Genomic DNA, 16,299 nt, shown 5'->3' with positions numbered 1-16,299 from the left:
CCGGATCACCACTTATTTCATTTGCCAAAAATCAGGTGCATAATCATGATGACGTATCGATATCTGCACATGATCTACTGGCATTTTCCCGCCTACGGGCACAGTATACCATGGATTATCAATTGGAGAACCAAAGCATATATTGATCGTTCGATCATCCAAGTCGAACAGCATGGAACGCAATGTGCCGAACCACTGGTTGTAATTATGAACAGCCAAGCCTTGCGGGTATTCAGTTGAAACTAAGGATTGCAGATCCTCCATCGTTACAGAATCAGGCCGCTCCAGGAACTGCTGCAAGATGTGCTGGCGGACGACCGAATGATTCAATTTGCCGGGCTCCAATTGCTCAATATCCGCGAACAGCGGATGATTCGTGGCTGCGATATAAGGGGCTTGGCTTGTTTCGCTTACCTCGCGAATCGCTTTGTGCCCATCGAAGGTCTCGACCAATGCTGCATGGCCATGCGGATCGCAGATGATGAGATTCATGTTGGATGCAATCGGCATCTCCTTCACGAGATGCAGGGCTTCGCTGACGTCGCGGCACTGTTCTAGTAAAGCGCGCACGACTGCCCAGAATTGCAAGCCGCTAGCTCTAGGGGGTCTCATACCGGGTGCATTGCCTACAGGCATACCGCAAGCAGAGAAGGTGACGCATAGTCCATGCTCATTCATGCCTTCTGTTCTGCCGAACAGAAATACGGAAAAGCCAGTATGCCTATACGCCTTCTCAATGGATGTAGAGCATAGCCTCATATCATCCACATTGGGGGAGAGATCGTAATTGCGGAGCATGTACGTGTGCCCATTCTCGGTTTTAGCTGGAAGAATTGCACAATGGCTGCATCCTGAATGAAGCGCAGAGCTGGCATAATAAGAAATCAGCGACGGCGGCACTTCTAATGCTGCACAGAATCCGTCAATCTCCTCCGTTATTCCTGGACAATATTGTTCAAGCAGTGCGGCTGTTTCTTTCCATTGATCATCAGGTAACGGCTCGTTCAATAATATGCCCTGCAAAAAATGAGGATGCTTCTTCGCAAACTCTCCTTGCTGGTACCCCGCCTCAAAACGCGTTCCCTCGATATAAGAAAAATAGCCTTGGATTTGCTGCATACATAAATCCCCCTTCATGACATTGTTAGCTCTTGTTCTAGTGTAGCGGGATAAGCTTCCCGCGTTATGATATTTCCTGCTGTCTTCTCAGGGGTGTGCAGCAATACGGCATATTCAGATGTCTCTTGTCTCTGGTTGAAGGTCAATCCTTATCAAATTCTTAATTTCTTAACATTCACTTAACGGCAGGAACAATCCCCCTAACTGAGCGTCCTATTATATATCGCTTATTATCGCTTATTACGTAAGCTGCAGAGTTGGAACGGCGTAAGGGGTTCGTCCTCATCCCGCTGTTAGAAGAGGAGTAAGTAGTTGGAAGTCGAATTAATATGTACCAAGGGAAGACGCTCCTTCAAGCAGAAGCGTTTTGTTAGCATACATGGAAAGGGAGATAGTCACATGGGCAAGGAAACGATTCTTGTCGTTGATGATGAGAAGGAAATTATTGAACTGCTGCAAATTTATTTGAAGAATGAAGGGTACGAGCTGCTTCAGGCATCCAATGGAATCGAGGCTTTGGATCTACTGGAGAAGCATGAGGTGCAGCTGATTATTCTGGATGTGATGATGCCTCATATGGATGGCATTCAGGCATGCATGAAGATTCGGGAGGAACGCAATACACCTATTATTATGCTGTCCGCGAAGGATCAGGATATAGATAAAATTACAGGGCTTAGCATTGGCGCCGATGATTATGAGACGAAGCCGTTCAATCCGCTCGTGCTGATGGCGCGAATCAAATCTCTGCTGCGGAGAACGAAACAGCTCCGGCAAGAGGAAAATCCGCACACTGAACATGAAATCTTCATTGATGATATGGTGATCAATACAGCGACCTACACGGTAATGGTGGACGATATTCCGGTAAAGCTGACGCCGCGGGAGTTCTCCATATTGAAGCTGCTTGCAGTCAATCGTGGGATTGTGCTCAGCATGGAGAAGATATACGAAGAAGTGTGGAACGAACCCTTCATGGAATCTAAAAACACGGTAATGGTACATATTCGTAAGATAAGGGAAAAAATTGAGAAGGATCGCCAAAACCCGCAATATATTAAGACGGTCTGGGGAATCGGCTATAAAATGGGATAGGAGCGGATATGGAGAAGCGAAACATGACGACGAAATGGCTGAATTCGATTCGATGGAAGTTCCTGATTACGTTTATTGCGAGTATTGGTGCCACGGGTATTTTTTTGCTGCTCGGACAGCTGCTGGCCTCTTATTTGCTGCAGCACAGTCCGTATAATATAGCGCTGAAATGGGTGATCAACAATATCGGCTCCCAGCCCGTGTTTGTCATGTCGGGATGTCTGTTATTTATATTTAGCTACTATCAACTGAGTCGCCCTATAGTAAGTCAATTCACGCATATCTCGGATGGGCTTCAGGAGATGGCGAACGGGAACTTTGCTGTGAAGATCCAAATCGATTCGTCGGACGAATTAGGCGATATTGCACAAAGGATCAATGGCGTAGCGACTGAATTGGACAGCTACCTGCAAGAGATTACTCATGGATTGGGTGAAATCGCCACGGGCGAGCTCCAGCATGAAATACCGGTAAGATCAGCTCAAATGCTGGGCAATGTGGCGGAGAGCATTAACCAAATGAGCCGGCAGTTAAGCCAATCGATTGAGGAAGAACGGAAGGCGGAGAAAACAAAGAGCGATCTCATTACGGGGGTATCGCATGATTTGCGCACACCGCTGACATCGATACTCGGCTTCCTCGAGCTCATTGAGAAGGATCGCTATCATGACGAGGTGGAGATTCGTTATTATGTCAACATTGCCTATGAAAAAGCGCTCGACTTGAAAAAACTAATCGATGATTTGTTCGAGTACACACGCATCAATAACGGACTTCCGCTTCAAGTACAGGAACTGCACATTACGAGCTTCATCCGTCAATTAGTAGAGGAATTCGTACCGAGTCTGGAGAAGGCAGGCTTGGAATGCAGACTGCATGTAGAGAAGGACACGCTCAAGGTACTGGCAGACGGCGACAGGCTCGTTCGAGCTTATGAGAATTTATTGTCAAACGCAATTCAATATGGCCGCAAGGGGCGGTATATCGATATTGAGATCCAGTCGCTGGACGAACAGGCGGTTATTCGCATTATCAATTACGGGGATCCGATACCGGAACGGGATCTGCCATTCATCTTCGACCGATTCTATCGTGTGGAGCAGTCTCGTTCCAAGGAGACAGGCGGTACGGGGCTCGGGCTGGCCATTACGAAAAGTATTATCGAAGTTCATGGAGGACAAATCGCGGCATACAGCAATCCGTATCAGACGACATTCGAGACGATACTGCCAGCAGTATCGAAGAATTCATCGAGCAATGGAGTAATCGTTACAGCACCAACGATGTCCCGTTCAAGTGCTTCCGCAAGGTGATAGCGGAGGCATTCAACAAGGAGTTGAGGCATGAGCTCACTGCTTGAGCTCAGCGGTATGGCAAGGCTCATTGAAAACTCAATGGGCCTTTTTGAGATGTCGCTCATGCGCAAGGGGCATACCCCAAGGCTTGCGAATAGCCGCATAATCAGCAGGCATAGACTAAAGATTGTCCTGTCGGTTACAATATGGGAAATTCATGCCATTCATAGGGGAGACATCGGATGAGCCTACAAGCAAATGAAAGCTATGAAATTACACAGCTGTGCTTATTAGCCGGAAAGATTATGCTGCAGAGCGGCGGAGAGACGAATCGGGTGGAAGATACCATGATACGTATTGCTGCTTCCTATGGATACGAGAATTGCCACAGCTTCGTGACACCGACAGGTATTATTTTCGCGATAGATGGTTCAGCACCGATTACACGCTTGTATCGAATATCCGAGCGGTCGACTGATCTGAAGAAGGTGACACTCGTGAATGATATTTCACGGAAGATCAGCAGCGGCAGCTTGTCCTATACAGAGGCTCATCGTTTACTGAAAAAGATTGAGGTATCCAATCTGGCTTACCCCGTATGGCTGCAGATTGCTGCTGCGATGCTGTCGAGCGGCTGCTTTACGATTATGTTCCGGGGCGGATGGCCTGAGTTCATTCCCTCGCTGCTTGCTGGCGGGCTTGGATTTTCACTCTTTCTGTATTTCCATCGCTTATCGCGGATTAAGTTTTTCTCTGAATTTCTAGCATCGATTGTAGTCGGAACAGTGTCCTATTTCTGTGTGCAGTATGGTCTGGGTCGTGATCTCGATAAGATCGTCATCGGGTCGGTGATGCCGCTTGTTCCTGGGCTGCTTATTACGAATGCAGTTCGTGATTTGATGGCGGGACACTTAGTATCTGGGATCTCGAAGGGAGCGGAAGCATTTTTGACTGCCTTCGCGATTGGAGCAGGGGTCGCTTGTGTCTTGTCATTTGCCTAGGATCGCAATTAGGTAGTGGATTTAGAACTCAACACGATGGACATATAGACTGAGGGAGGCACTTGGTTATGATTGAGCAGCTCATTGTGAGCTTCGTTGCTTCGGCTGCGTTCGGAATTCTATTCAACAGTCCGCCTAAGCTGATGCTTCAATGTGGATTTGTCGGCATGGCAGGCTGGTTCGTATATATTCTGTGCACGGACAATAATATTGGCCCTATTCCTGCGAGCTTGGCCGCATCATTCGTCATTGCGATGATGAGCCATTTGTTCGCTAAGCTGTATCGCACCCCGATTATTGTGTTCAACGTTGCCGGTGTCATTCCGCTTGTACCCGGTGGTATCGCATATGATGCGATGCGAAATATTGTAGAAGATCAGTACGATCAGGCGATTCAGCTTGCCTTCAAGGCGTCGATGATATCGGGTGCTATCGCGATCGGAATCATTTTTTCAGAAGTGCTTCATCAGGTGATGCGCAGGCGAGTAAGAAGATGATCTAAAACCGTGATAAGAATAAGCAAGTAATCTCAAAATATTTCCATCGTCTGGTTTGGGATTTTTTGCCGTTAGCTGAACAAAAGGCCGAGTATGGGCGCAAATTTAAACCCGTACTCGACCAGTTTTAAGACTGATGGTCTTATTGTATGAAATTCAAGGAAACTTCCCCTAAAGAAACTACTTCTTGGCTTTCATTTTTAAATGTACTGAACAGGATACTGCTAAAATGATCATCATGAATGTTGTAAATAAATCTATACGGTATCCATAAATGATTTTTGAAAGTAATTGTATAACAATAACTGTACATGAAAGAATTAGAGTGAGAATAGCAAGTCTGTGATTTGGATACTTTGCACGTTTAAAAACAAAGAAAAATACACCAATTACTAACGAGGCATAGAAAAGTAATAAAGCCATTACACCAATTAAAGCGCCAAGGTGAGCCATTTTATCACCTCCCATTAATACGGTTCATGGCGATTATAACATACGGGAACGGACTATTGGTTTTTCGTCACCTCATAATATGTAATGGGCAACCAGTGCAGATTCAGTGTAACTCCTTTAGAATTATTGTAGTGCGTAATACTTCTGGAAATTAGCCCCGCTCCTAATGCAACAATCGCACCGGCAGCTGACGCTGCCCATGCTGCAGGACCTCCAATAATGCCTCCAATAATGCCCGCTACTGCAGCTTCAGTTGCAAATCCATCTTTAATTTGCTCTAAACTATAAGCAAAGTCCTTCGCTTCCGACTCGGTCATTGTTATTGCTACTCCCCACCAATAAGTGTTGGAAAAGGCACTCTTGATGTTGGAGCTGTAATTAAAATTAGGAACTACTAAACGTTTAGCGGTATCGACTGTTGATTCTCCAGACACAATTGTCAGATTCAAAATAGATACGCCTTTACTGACAAGTTCATAAGTCTCTGAAGGCACGACTTCTTTTCCCTTTTCATCCAAATGAAGCAACCCATTCGAGCCAACAGAGATGTAAGGTTCTAATAGGTGGGCAGAACTTGCAGCATCTTTAATGCTCGTAATTTTGAAAGAACTAGAGCTGGAATTGAAACTAATTGGTGCAGACGTGGATTGGGCAAAAGAAGTCGAATTAGCCAACGAACTGAAAATCAATCCTACTGAAAGAACAGTAGCGATAATTTTCTTGTACATAGAATACACTCCTTATTATGGGATTAGTACCATATAATAGATACCTAATTAGTATTCTACAAGGAGATGGAAATTCCTCTAATTTCCATAAAAATTATAAATATTTGATGTTACTTCGCGTATTTCCTGTATAGGATCTTTAAGGGTGTTTAGAAATCATATTGGTTTTTCAGAGGAAATCTTGATAGGAGAGTATATGGGTGGTGAATGCAGGTGAAGTGTCTGTACGGTTGAATGGTTTCTATGGATAGTTACGCTTTATAAACATGTGTGTAGCAAGAAACAAGGTTTTGTTAAAACGAGTATAGATGCAGGTAAAAAAAGGGGAAAGCCCATGCCTCCCCTTTTCAATACCCAATAGTTAACCGGTTACTGATTTCGCTGATTTCCCTCGGAACAGCAGGAAACGTATCAGTTCAATGACTGCAATCACAAGCAGGGACATGCCAAGCAGCGGCATGAGCAGACCGAGAATGATTAAAATGACAAAGAAACCGATCATTGATTTCGTGTACGGCTGTCTTGGAGGTGCTGCAAGTCTTCCGCGAGGTCTGCGCATCCACCACATCTTAACTCCCCAGTATACAATGGCAAGCAGTGCAACTACCGTCAGCAGGCATAGGATCTGGTTCGGCCAACCGAATAAATGCCCTTCATGCAAAGGAATCCCATAAGTGAACCACTGGGCGATAAGTCCATAATCACGGTAGTCGATCTTATGAATCTGTGTACCGCTATATTGATCGAAGTAAGCTGTTATTTCCTCGCTAGGCTTGATAACATCCATTCCGGTAATGCCTGATCCTGCGGATTTAGATGCCGTGTAGACATCTTTCTCATCTGCTGGCAAGCTCAGGACAAATGGCTTCGTCACTCCGTAATGGTGAAGCATATGCTCAATATCATCTACAGAGAGTTGCAGGTAGCCTGACGAGGATTGCGGAGCCTTCTCCTTGCGAGTGGCCCATGGCAGCTCCTTCGCTTCGGATTGCGGCGGGCTTACATACAGCTTCGGATACCCTAGTGATTCATTGCTTGCTGCTAGTTGATAGATCTGGTTGCCCATGAAGCCTGACCAAGGCAGCCCAGTAACGATAAGAATAAGCAACGGGATGGTGAATATAATACCGAAGACCGTATGTCTTGATTTCACCTTCTCACGTTTTGTCCCAGCTGCCGATGCCCTCTTCTTCCAACTCATATACAGGCCGGAGACGATCAGAAATACCGCCCAGCATGCTGCAAGCTCCACCAAGTAGTTGATGACGGTTCCACCCACTAACAATGAACTATGCAAATTCCGAGTAATATTGCCAAAAGTATCGTCGGCAAGGATGCTTCCAACGAGTTGTTTGTTACGATCTACAAATACATATCTTTCTTGACCGGCTTCATCACGCATGGAGAATCTGGTGTTGCGCGATTCATCATCGAAGTAACTGACCTTCGTCACTCGTTCTCCCGGGTACGCTTGCTCCGCAGCTGCAATCGCTTGACTTGTTGTTAAGGTCTGGGTGTTGGCGCTCTGTCCAAAGTAAAGCGATTTGTATGCGATATCCTCAATTTCCGATTTGAACAGATATCCAATTCCACTAAGCGATAACGTAATCAGCAGGGGGGCAATGAACAACCCCGCATAGAAATGCCACCGCCAAAACATATGGCTAAGTCTGTTGTTTGTCTTCATACTATGATGTTCCTCCTCTAAAAACAGGGGCTAGGTTGCAATACTAGGTCATTGTATGTTGATGCGAAAAAGCAGACAAGACTCGATCGGGCTATATTTCACCGCATTTATTGAAAATTTAGTTACTTAATTTCGAGATAATCGTAGTAGAGAATTATTAGATAATGGTATATATAGGAAAAATGATGACAGAAGAAAGGGGGAAATGAAGTAGTAGAAGGTCATAAGTAGAACGCCATAAGCGGCTTCAAGTACGAGCAGATTCCACCGTTAGTTGTTCTTGTAGCGCTGCTGCTTAGTTTTGACCTTATTATCCGTGCTGCTGCGGTCATCCCAATCGGGACAACGTATGCCGTATTTGCAGGTATTGGGACTGTTGGGACGGTCGTTGTAGAAGCCGTTATGTCTAATACGTTTCATCCGCTCAAAATCGGAATCATACTGCTGCTTTTGCTGTTCATCATGGGCTTGAAGCTGACGAGTGGGAAGGAGGGGCACTGAGATGGCGTGGATAACTTTAATTGCGGCAGGGCTGCTTGAAGTCATCGGTGTCATTGGTATTAAAAGGGTAGCTGAGAAGAACAATTGGCCAAATAACATTATGATGATTGCCGCCTTCTTCCTCAGCTTTAAATTGCTTATTGGTGCCACGCAGATGATACCGCTGTCGACCGCTTATGCTGTATGGACAGGAGTCGGTACGGTAGGTTCGGCATTAGTGGGGATGCTGATATACCGAGAGTCGAAGCATCCATTTCGCCTGTTATGCATATTAGGGATCATTGGCTGCGTGGTCGGCTTGAAGCTGCTTGATTAACCGGATCGCTGACAGCAGCCCAACGGGGGGGCCAAGATTCCTTTATAGACTGCAACAGTACAAGATGTGTAAATGGATTCTTGGCCAGCCTCATGCCTAAAGCGTGCAGCTAGTATGTCGTATTCAATTGCCAAGCGGAAAACTTATTGTCTGGCAGGAATGTAATGCTCGTTCCTGTATCTTGAGTAATACCGATTGTCCGTAATCTTCCTTGCGGAATACCCTTCCTTCACGGCGAATCTCCACGGAAAGCGTGGATGAGAGCGCATTAACGACCGCCATGCTAATCCCCTGCTCTCCCCCGGGAGCAGTGAACGAAGCGCTTCTTGAGAACCTTCCCATATCCGTTAGAATGGATTGTGCCTGTGTAATATCATGACCGGGAAGCAGGTTCACCGGGATGCCTGACCCAAATGAGGTCAGTTCCAGAGGCTCTTTGTCCTACTACTTCAGTTGATATGTATACGAGTTTGGATTCGCGCCAGCGATCCGACGAGTAAAATAGAGCACGTCTCCCTTTATACGATTGAAGTAAAGACTGTCGCCATCCTTGTTCAATCCGTTGGCCAATGCGGAGTCGATCGATGCTTGTTCCTCGCTAGTCATGAGATGTTTGTATAAAGCTATCGATTCTTTGGTCTTCCTATTGAAGAGATACAGGATTTTCTGTCTGGATGGGCGTACGAGTAAGTAATCGTCGAAGGCTTCCTCCACCGTAAACGTATCGTTCTCTCCGAAGATCTCCTGTGCGAAATAGGATGCTTTGATTGTCCCGTCCGATGCAACGAGCTTCAAGGTGCTGTCATCGATCATAACCCATAAGTCTCCGACTCTATCAATGCTTTTAACAGTATTTCCGCTTCTCTTGTACTGGGCTAAGGACGAAATCGCCACTTTATGATGTTGGATGATCGCTCTATAGATAACATAGCCTGTAATAGTGTCATCCTCGATTTGCAGCATATAGCTGTCATTACTGATCTGGGATGCAGCTAATATGCTGGTATCCGAAGTTTTCAAGTTTATATTTTTAAGTAAAAATGGCTTATTGCCTGTACTCATATACAGGTCACCTATACTTTTGCGAAACCAAAATGCAGCACCCTTCTCTTTTGCGAATATATACGGCGTGTTATACGTAATATCCACGGTGCCAGTCCTGCTTTCCCAAGACATCGGTACTTGCAATACGGAAGAGAACAGCTGAAGCGGAACATACAGCGCGTTGTTATGTATAATCGGGGCTCCCTCAAGCTGCATCGTTTTGCCGAAGGATTTGACTTGAGATTCCCCTACCTTCATGATGACCTCTTGTCCGGGAACAAGCACGCGAAAGGAATCGTTGGAACTATCCATCCAGGTGAAAAAGGATAAATAATGGCCAAGTGAAAACATCGGCACGTATATGCGTCCCGACTGAAATATGGGTTTACCGTTTAGTTCTGCCTCTGCATGGTTAATCCGGATGGTAATATCGGACTCTAAACCGATTTTGGGACGGAAGAGGAAGACGGCGGCTGTCAACAATACGGCGGCGGCCAAAACATAGTTCAACCACTTTAGGATCTTCAAGGATCTCCCTCCAAATAGGTATATACATCCTATATTACAGGACGAATCTGGAAAGGGGAAGGCAACAGGTCAAGGGATCGGCCACGATCAATAGGCGACTATAAAGCTTGGACACATGGAAATTGGGCGAAAGAGAACTTGACGGAAGATCGAGAACTAGGCAATTGCGGGGAGGTTCGGCTAAGATAGTACTCATAAGTTTCCAGACAACTGTCTGTTCAGATCGTCGAGGAGGGGGGCAGTTTACGGTTATGTTCAAATCTACGTATTTGCGCATTTTTGTATGGAGTGGCATATTTATCACCCTCATCATTATTCCGTTCTCCTTGTTTCTTGTTCAGCGTTTCTCAGATTATGCCACTGTGCAGCTAGGTACGATGAATCGGGAGAGAATTGAGGAGACGAGGGAGCGGACGGAATTTATTCTGTCGAAGCTGAAAGGGTATGGCCTGACTATGTATGGGGATCAGACCATTCAGAACTGGATGTATTCGAATCAAGATGATCCACTGCAGGATGCAGCAGCACTCCAAACCCTATCCAAGTACCTATCGAAAGAACCCTTTTTTGAAGGCGCTTACTTATTGAATATGCGCAGAGAAAAAGTGATTGATTTCAATGTAGGGCTGATCGACTTTCAGGAATTCTCCGACCATACGATTCTCGAGAAAGTGAAGCAAGGCGCTCCCACTCTATTGCAATATTTTCATCATGAAGTAGGAAACAAATCCTACATAGGCTTATTGCTTCCGTCCTCCTATATCCGTAAGGAGCAGTATGGCTATCTCGTAGTATTGTTGAATAAGCGTGCAATGGAGCAGTACCTCATCGCGGGAGACGCTGATCCGGATTATCAAGTCGCGTTATTAGACCGGTCGGGGAGACAGGTGCTTGGCGCAATCAACGAGTCAATTATGCCTGAGGTTATTCAGTCCAGATCGAATGATAAACACGGTGCTCTCGAACTCAAGACCGAGGGGGAGAGACTGTACATCAACTATATCGACTTAGAAGCGCAAGGCTGGACCCTATATTCGCTCTCGGGAATGAAGCAATTCCGGCAGCAGGCGACGACTTTTCAGCAGACGATCGTGCTGTACTCGGTACTTCTGCTAGTTGTCCTGCTCATCGTTGTATTTTGGAATTCACATCTCTTCTTCAAGCCCTTCCGAAGACTGGCGAATCAGGTTCACGGGAAGCTTGGAGTTCATGCTGTCAGTGATTACGATGCGATTCAGCAGAGTGTCACGCTGCTGCGCGATCATTACCCCCTTATCAAGACGGAATACCTGCGTCAATGGATTCTTCAGGGCAGATTGGGAGACAGCACGCGGGCAGCGCTTGCTCGTGAATCGAGGATTCTTCAACACGAATGGATAAGGCTGTCTGTCGTGAAGATTGATGGCTTCTATGACATTGCGGAGCAATATGACTTTATGTCCCGGAAGCTGCTCAAGTATGCAGTTGGCAATATTGCGGAAGAACTTCTAGGCAGCGAGAGCCGAACGATCGAAGTAGTCGACTTTGGCGGTGATCACCTGCTGCTTCTGATTGGAGTTGCCGAACCTGCAGATGATGTGATGGAGCAATTAACGGAGCTCCGTCGTCAGGCTAAGGAGCATGTGCAGATGAACATCACTGTTGCTTATAGTGCAGCCAAGCATGTTCGCGATGATATGCGTGTTGTCTATGATGAGCTATGTGAGGTGACATTGTTCAAGTTCGTTAGCGGCGAGGATCGCATTTATACGGAGCAGGAGTATGAACGATACGCAGATTTGCACTGTCAGCCGGATGGTATATTGCTGGATCAGCTCATCCAGTCTATTCGGAGCGGCAAGGAAGAGCAATCCTTGAACCTCCTGGAGCAATTATTTGCAAGATTGCAGACGATGAGGTATTCAGAATGTCAGTTCCAGCTGCGGCTATTATTCTTCTCTTTCGTCAAATCCTTCAGCAAGCTGACTTCCATTGATAGTGTGGAGGGGATGGAGCAGCGCCTGAAGAGGTTCACGAAGCTGGAGGATATCCATATGTGGATGAAGGAAGAGATAGTCCGTATCATGTCGCTGCTTGGCAATCAGAAGAGCTTGAACCGTAAGGGGAAGATCGTTCAAGAGGTGGTCGAATATATTCAATATCATATTCACGATCCAGCACTGTCCGTCGATGATATCGCAGACCATATTGCACTCTCCGCCAAATACGTGCGCCAGCTATTTCTCGATCATTATGGATACTCCATGTCTCAGTACATACTCAATAAGCGTATCGAAATGGTGAAGGAATTGCTGCTGCATTCCGATTTGAGTGTTGCAGATATTTCACAGCAGGCAGGCTTCCAGACCAAGAGCCACTTCTTCACCGCCTTCAAAAAATCAACTGGGATGACACCAGCACAGTACCGACTGGAGCAGGTGCAAGAGGCAAGTGGTTAGCGTAGGGAATGAGCCGTAAACGAAATAGAAGCCAAATCGGCAAAATAAGAACCCTGACATATACCACAGCAGAACCTGATTCGGCCAATGAGAACTAGTGAGATCCATAGGTGAACTGCTACGATGACCCTATTACTCAATGGTTTCACACATAGATCGTGAATAGTGAGGAGGGGAGGCTTTGCGACGTACAAAAAGAGGAGGCCATGGATTTGTTTATGAGATAAGGAAGAATCGATACCTATACTTACTCGCTCTGCCAGGTCTGCTGTTTCTTCTTCTATTTGCTTATATGCCAATGCTGGGGCACTTGCTGGCTTTCCAGAGGTACCGGCTTGCCGATGGACTATTCGGCAGTGAGTGGATAGGCTTCCAGAACTTCGAGTTCTTCTTTCAAGGCAATGACTGGCTGCGCGTCACATGGAACACCGTATTTCTAAACGGACTGTTTCTCGTGTTCGGTCTTGGGACAGCAGTTGTGCTCGCCATTCTGTTGAATGAGGTCACAGGCAAGTGGTTTAAGAAGACCGCGCAATCATTTGTCTTTCTGCCCTACTTCATTTCTTGGCTCGTTGTCAGCATGATGGTGCAGACGATGTTCAGCTCTACAGAAGGAATGATGAATCAGGCATTGACGGCGCTTGGCTTTGAAGGGGTGGATTGGTATCTATCCCCTGGAGTATGGCCTTATATTCTAACCTTCGTGTACGTATGGAAGGTAGCGGGATACAACTCCATTATCTTTCTGGCATCGATTACGAGTATTTCTTCTGAATATTATGAATGTGCCAAAATGGAAGGGGCGAGCCGCTTCCAGCAAATCATGTATATCACGCTTCCGCTATTGCGTCCGATCATCATCATTATGACACTGCTTGGCATCGGCCGAATATTCTACGGGGATTTTGGTATGATATACGCCATTATTGGAGATGTTGGCGTATTATTCCCAACGACGGATGTCATTGATACGTATGCATATCGCGCGCTGCGGCAGATGGGCAACTTCAGCATGTCCTCTGCGATTATCCTCTATCAGTCTCTTATGGGACTCATCGCCGTTGTTTTTTTCAATTGGTTGACACGGAAGGTTGACCCAGATTCTAGATTGTTCTAAGGTGTGATGAACATGCGTGAACGATTGTTTCTTGTCATTGTATATGGTTTTCTAATTGGTTTCGCCCTGATTTGCTTCATCCCGTTTTGGATTGTGTTGATCAATTCCTTTGCGAACGAATCCTATATCCAGACTGCTGGATATCAGTTGTTCCCCACGTCCTTCAGCTTAGATGCGTATGCCATGCTCTTGTCCGGAGATCAGGTCTTCCGGAGCTATGGTGTCACGTTATTTGTCACCATTACCGGAACGGTGCTTGGCGTTCTCCTTACAGCTTCCTATGCATACGTGCTGAGTCATCCGAAGGTGAAATATCGGAATATTCTGTCCTTCCTAACCTTCTTCACGATGCTGTTCGGTGCAGGACTTGTAGGATTCTACATGCTCATTGCGAACTGGCTTAATCTGAAAGACTCTTTATGGGCTCTTGTCCTGCCATACTTGCTGAACCCGTTCTATGCCTTCATCCTTGTGTCCTATTATCGGTCTCTGCCTTATGAGTTGAACGAAGCAGCCACTGTGGATGGGGCCAATGACATTCGTATCTTCTTCCGTGTCATATGGCCGATTTCCCTGCCGGTCATTGCAACGGTTGCTCTGTTCTATGCGCTGCAATATTGGAATGACTGGTACTTGTCGCTGCTATTTATTGATAACTATAAGCTTCATCCGCTGCAGATGATGATTAGACAGCTGATGTCTAACTTGAATGCCATGGCATACGTGGCAGGGAGCAAGACGGAATACAATATTGTCGTCCCAACCTACGGCATGCAGCTTGCTATTGTCTGCATCACTATTGGGCCGATTGTGTTCGTATATCCATTTGTGCAGAAATATTTCATTAAAGGCATGACATTAGGATCCGTGAAAGGCTAATTCATATCTTGTTGTAGGGGGGACGAAGAAATGAAAATGAAACGCTGGTGGAACATCTCGCTTGTGTTGCTATTGTCCTTGTCTCTGATTGTGGGCTGCTCAAAAGGGACGGAAGGATCGTCCAGCACGGATGCCTCGAAGGGGAGCGAGTCGTTAGGCAGTAAATTGGAACCGGTTACATTGAAGATTATGATCCCGGGAGACCGTCCGCCAGATATGGATCTTGTCATTGCTGAAGCAGAAAAGCGGATGAAGGATACGATTAACGTCAAGCTGGACATCGTATTCGTGCCGTGGGCTGACTTGGGGCAGAAGACACAGGTGACCCTTGCTTCTGGTGAAAATATCGATCTGATCTTCGATGCACCATGGCTGCATATCAATCAAATGATTGCAGACGGCTACTATGAGCCGCTAGATGATCTGCTCAAGCAGTATGGCAAGAACGTGTTAGAGAAGCGTCCACAGCAAATGTGGGATGCGAACAAGTATGACGGCAAAATCATGGCAGTGCCGCTTGGATTAGTCTACATGGCGGGCAACGCTTATGTCGTGCGCAAGGATATTCGTGAGAAGCTGGGTGTGCCGCCTATCAAGACCTATAAGGAGTTAATTGATTTTGCTTACAAGGTGAAGGATAAGGAGCCGGGCATTGCGCCGTTTACGGCGGCAGGAACTACCGGGCAGCAGACGTATTCGATTGTCGGCCAGCGCAGTCTTCATGATTACATTACGCATGCGCGGTTTACCCATGCACTCGGAAGCAGTCTGACCTTATACTACAAAAATAATGATGGCAAAGTATTCAATCTGTTCGAGGATAAGGAACCGATTATGACATGGTTGAAGGAGGCCAGACAGATGTATAAAGATGGCCTCGTATACAAGGATATTTTGACTGCGAAGGATTTCATTCAGCCTTTCATGAGCGGGAAAGCCGCTATCGTGACGAAGGGATCGTTCGGTACAGGACTCTCCTTCGATCAGCAGTTCAAGAGCAATGTTCCTAACGGTGATCTGGAGACCGTGACCTTCTTCGATCCGACCAAAGGGGCAAATATCTCGAACTTCAAGCAGTGGAACTTCCTTGCTGTTCCGAAGGTAAGCAAAAATAAGGAACGCGCTGTCATGTTTATGGATTGGGCGAATCAGAAGGAAAATTATGACCTGCTGTCCTACGGGATACAAGGGAAACATTGGGAAGCTCTTGGCGACAAGGAATTCAAATTGCTCGATACGAAGGGGTATTCGCAATTCGGCTATGTATGGGTATGGAATCCAATCGATGAGCGGACAGATGTGGAAGCAGACAAAACGTACGAACACTTCGATGCTGTACTCCGCGATGCAGACAGCTTCACGAAGGATATATTGACGGGATTCGAATTCGATTCCTCTACTGTACAGAATGACCTTAGCCAATATAATACGGTCGAGGCGAAGTACTATCCTGCATTGTTCAATGGCGTCCTTGATCCTGAGGAGACACTGAAGAAATTCGAGGTTGAAGCAGGGCCTTCCCTCAAGCGGATTCAGCAGGAGCTGCAGCGTCAAATTGATGCCTTCTTGGCAAAGAAGTAGCTCATCACTGCAAAAAAAGA

At 46.2% G+C, this 16,299-nt stretch carries 16 protein-coding genes; 10 read left to right on the top strand and 6 right to left on the bottom strand.

The features are described from left to right. Positions 1 to 12 precede the first annotated feature (12 nt). On the bottom strand, positions 13 to 1,119 hold the full coding sequence (locus RQP50_RS20225; protein WP_315746516.1) for a C45 family peptidase: 1,107 nt from the start codon (positions 1,117 to 1,119) through the stop codon (positions 13 to 15). 399 nt (positions 1,120 to 1,518) lie between these two features. On the opposite strand from RQP50_RS20225, the gene RQP50_RS20220 reads away from it, so the two are divergent. The 4 genes from RQP50_RS20220 to RQP50_RS20205 all read left to right on the top strand — a co-directional run bounded on the left by RQP50_RS20220 (position 1,519) and on the right by RQP50_RS20205 (position 5,007). After that, positions 1,519 to 2,214 (top strand): response regulator transcription factor, encoded by a 696-nt coding sequence (locus RQP50_RS20220; RefSeq protein WP_072729188.1) that lies wholly within the window; start codon positions 1,519 to 1,521, stop codon positions 2,212 to 2,214. Between the two features lie 23 nt (positions 2,215 to 2,237). After that, positions 2,238 to 3,527 carry a HAMP domain-containing sensor histidine kinase gene (locus tag RQP50_RS20215; protein ID WP_315746515.1) on the top strand — a complete coding sequence of 430 codons (1,290 nt, stop codon included), beginning with the start codon at positions 2,238 to 2,240 and terminating at the stop codon, positions 3,525 to 3,527. Positions 3,528 to 3,751: 224 nt separating this feature from the next. Continuing rightward, the gene (locus RQP50_RS20210) at positions 3,752 to 4,510 is read left to right on the top strand and encodes a threonine/serine exporter family protein (protein ID WP_021257357.1); all 759 of its coding nucleotides are present in this window, start codon (positions 3,752 to 3,754) and stop codon (positions 4,508 to 4,510) included. Positions 4,511 to 4,578: 68 nt separating this feature from the next. Then, on the top strand, positions 4,579 to 5,007 hold the full coding sequence (locus RQP50_RS20205) for a threonine/serine exporter family protein (protein WP_072729186.1): 429 nt from the start codon (positions 4,579 to 4,581) through the stop codon (positions 5,005 to 5,007). Between the two features lie 180 nt (positions 5,008 to 5,187). Here the strand turns inward: RQP50_RS20205 and RQP50_RS20200 are convergent, their stop codons facing one another. The 3 genes from RQP50_RS20200 to RQP50_RS20190 form a co-directional block, all read right to left on the bottom strand. Next, positions 5,188 to 5,460 (bottom strand): hypothetical protein, encoded by a 273-nt coding sequence (locus RQP50_RS20200; RefSeq protein WP_315746514.1) that lies wholly within the window; start codon positions 5,458 to 5,460, stop codon positions 5,188 to 5,190. Between the two features lie 53 nt (positions 5,461 to 5,513). Further along, positions 5,514 to 6,188, bottom strand: a complete 675-nt coding sequence (locus RQP50_RS20195) for a hypothetical protein (protein WP_072729185.1) — start codon at positions 6,186 to 6,188, stop codon at positions 5,514 to 5,516. 361 nt (positions 6,189 to 6,549) lie between these two features. Next, positions 6,550 to 7,875 (bottom strand): PepSY-associated TM helix domain-containing protein, encoded by a 1,326-nt coding sequence (locus RQP50_RS20190; protein WP_072729184.1) that lies wholly within the window; start codon positions 7,873 to 7,875, stop codon positions 6,550 to 6,552. Between the two features lie 237 nt (positions 7,876 to 8,112). On the opposite strand from RQP50_RS20190, the gene RQP50_RS20185 reads away from it, so the two are divergent. Both RQP50_RS20185 and RQP50_RS20180 read left to right on the top strand, forming a co-directional pair. After that, positions 8,113 to 8,376: an SMR family transporter gene (locus tag RQP50_RS20185; RefSeq protein ID WP_072729183.1), complete on the top strand. Its 264-nt coding sequence runs from the start codon at positions 8,113 to 8,115 to the stop codon at positions 8,374 to 8,376. A 1-nt stretch (position 8,377) separates the two neighbouring features. Continuing rightward, positions 8,378 to 8,692, top strand: a complete 315-nt coding sequence (locus tag RQP50_RS20180; protein WP_072729182.1) for a DMT family transporter — start codon at positions 8,378 to 8,380, stop codon at positions 8,690 to 8,692. A gap of 123 nt (positions 8,693 to 8,815) precedes the next feature. On the opposite strand, the gene RQP50_RS20175 is transcribed toward RQP50_RS20180, so the two are convergent. Continuing rightward, positions 8,816 to 8,974 (bottom strand): hypothetical protein, encoded by a 159-nt coding sequence (locus RQP50_RS20175; RefSeq protein ID WP_315746513.1) that lies wholly within the window; start codon positions 8,972 to 8,974, stop codon positions 8,816 to 8,818. Positions 8,975 to 9,136: 162 nt separating this feature from the next. After that, entirely contained in the window at positions 9,137 to 10,264 is a 1,128-nt protein-coding gene (locus RQP50_RS20170) for a stalk domain-containing protein (RefSeq protein WP_315746512.1), read from the bottom strand. A gap of 251 nt (positions 10,265 to 10,515) precedes the next feature. Here RQP50_RS20170 and RQP50_RS20165 point away from each other — a divergent pair, with 251 nt between their 5' ends. From RQP50_RS20165 to RQP50_RS20150, 4 genes are all read left to right on the top strand, one after another. Then, the gene (locus RQP50_RS20165; protein ID WP_315746511.1) at positions 10,516 to 12,702 is read left to right on the top strand and encodes a helix-turn-helix transcriptional regulator; all 2,187 of its coding nucleotides are present in this window, start codon (positions 10,516 to 10,518) and stop codon (positions 12,700 to 12,702) included. Positions 12,703 to 12,883: 181 nt separating this feature from the next. Beyond that, positions 12,884 to 13,819 carry an ABC transporter permease gene (locus RQP50_RS20160; protein WP_028533330.1) on the top strand — a complete coding sequence of 312 codons (936 nt, stop codon included), beginning with the start codon at positions 12,884 to 12,886 and terminating at the stop codon, positions 13,817 to 13,819. A 12-nt stretch (positions 13,820 to 13,831) separates the two neighbouring features. Further along, positions 13,832 to 14,698, top strand: a complete 867-nt coding sequence (locus tag RQP50_RS20155) for a carbohydrate ABC transporter permease (RefSeq protein ID WP_315746510.1) — start codon at positions 13,832 to 13,834, stop codon at positions 14,696 to 14,698. A 30-nt stretch (positions 14,699 to 14,728) separates the two neighbouring features. Continuing rightward, on the top strand, positions 14,729 to 16,279 hold the full coding sequence (locus RQP50_RS20150; protein ID WP_315746509.1) for an extracellular solute-binding protein: 1,551 nt from the start codon (positions 14,729 to 14,731) through the stop codon (positions 16,277 to 16,279). Positions 16,280 to 16,299: the final 20 nt, after the last annotated feature.

Source organism: Paenibacillus suaedae (genome assembly GCF_032337355.1).
Lineage (GTDB): Bacteria > Bacillota > Bacilli > Paenibacillales > Paenibacillaceae > Paenibacillus_B > Paenibacillus_B suaedae.
Note: the sequence above shows the minus strand (reverse complement) of the source record. Positions and strands in the feature narration are given on the sequence as shown.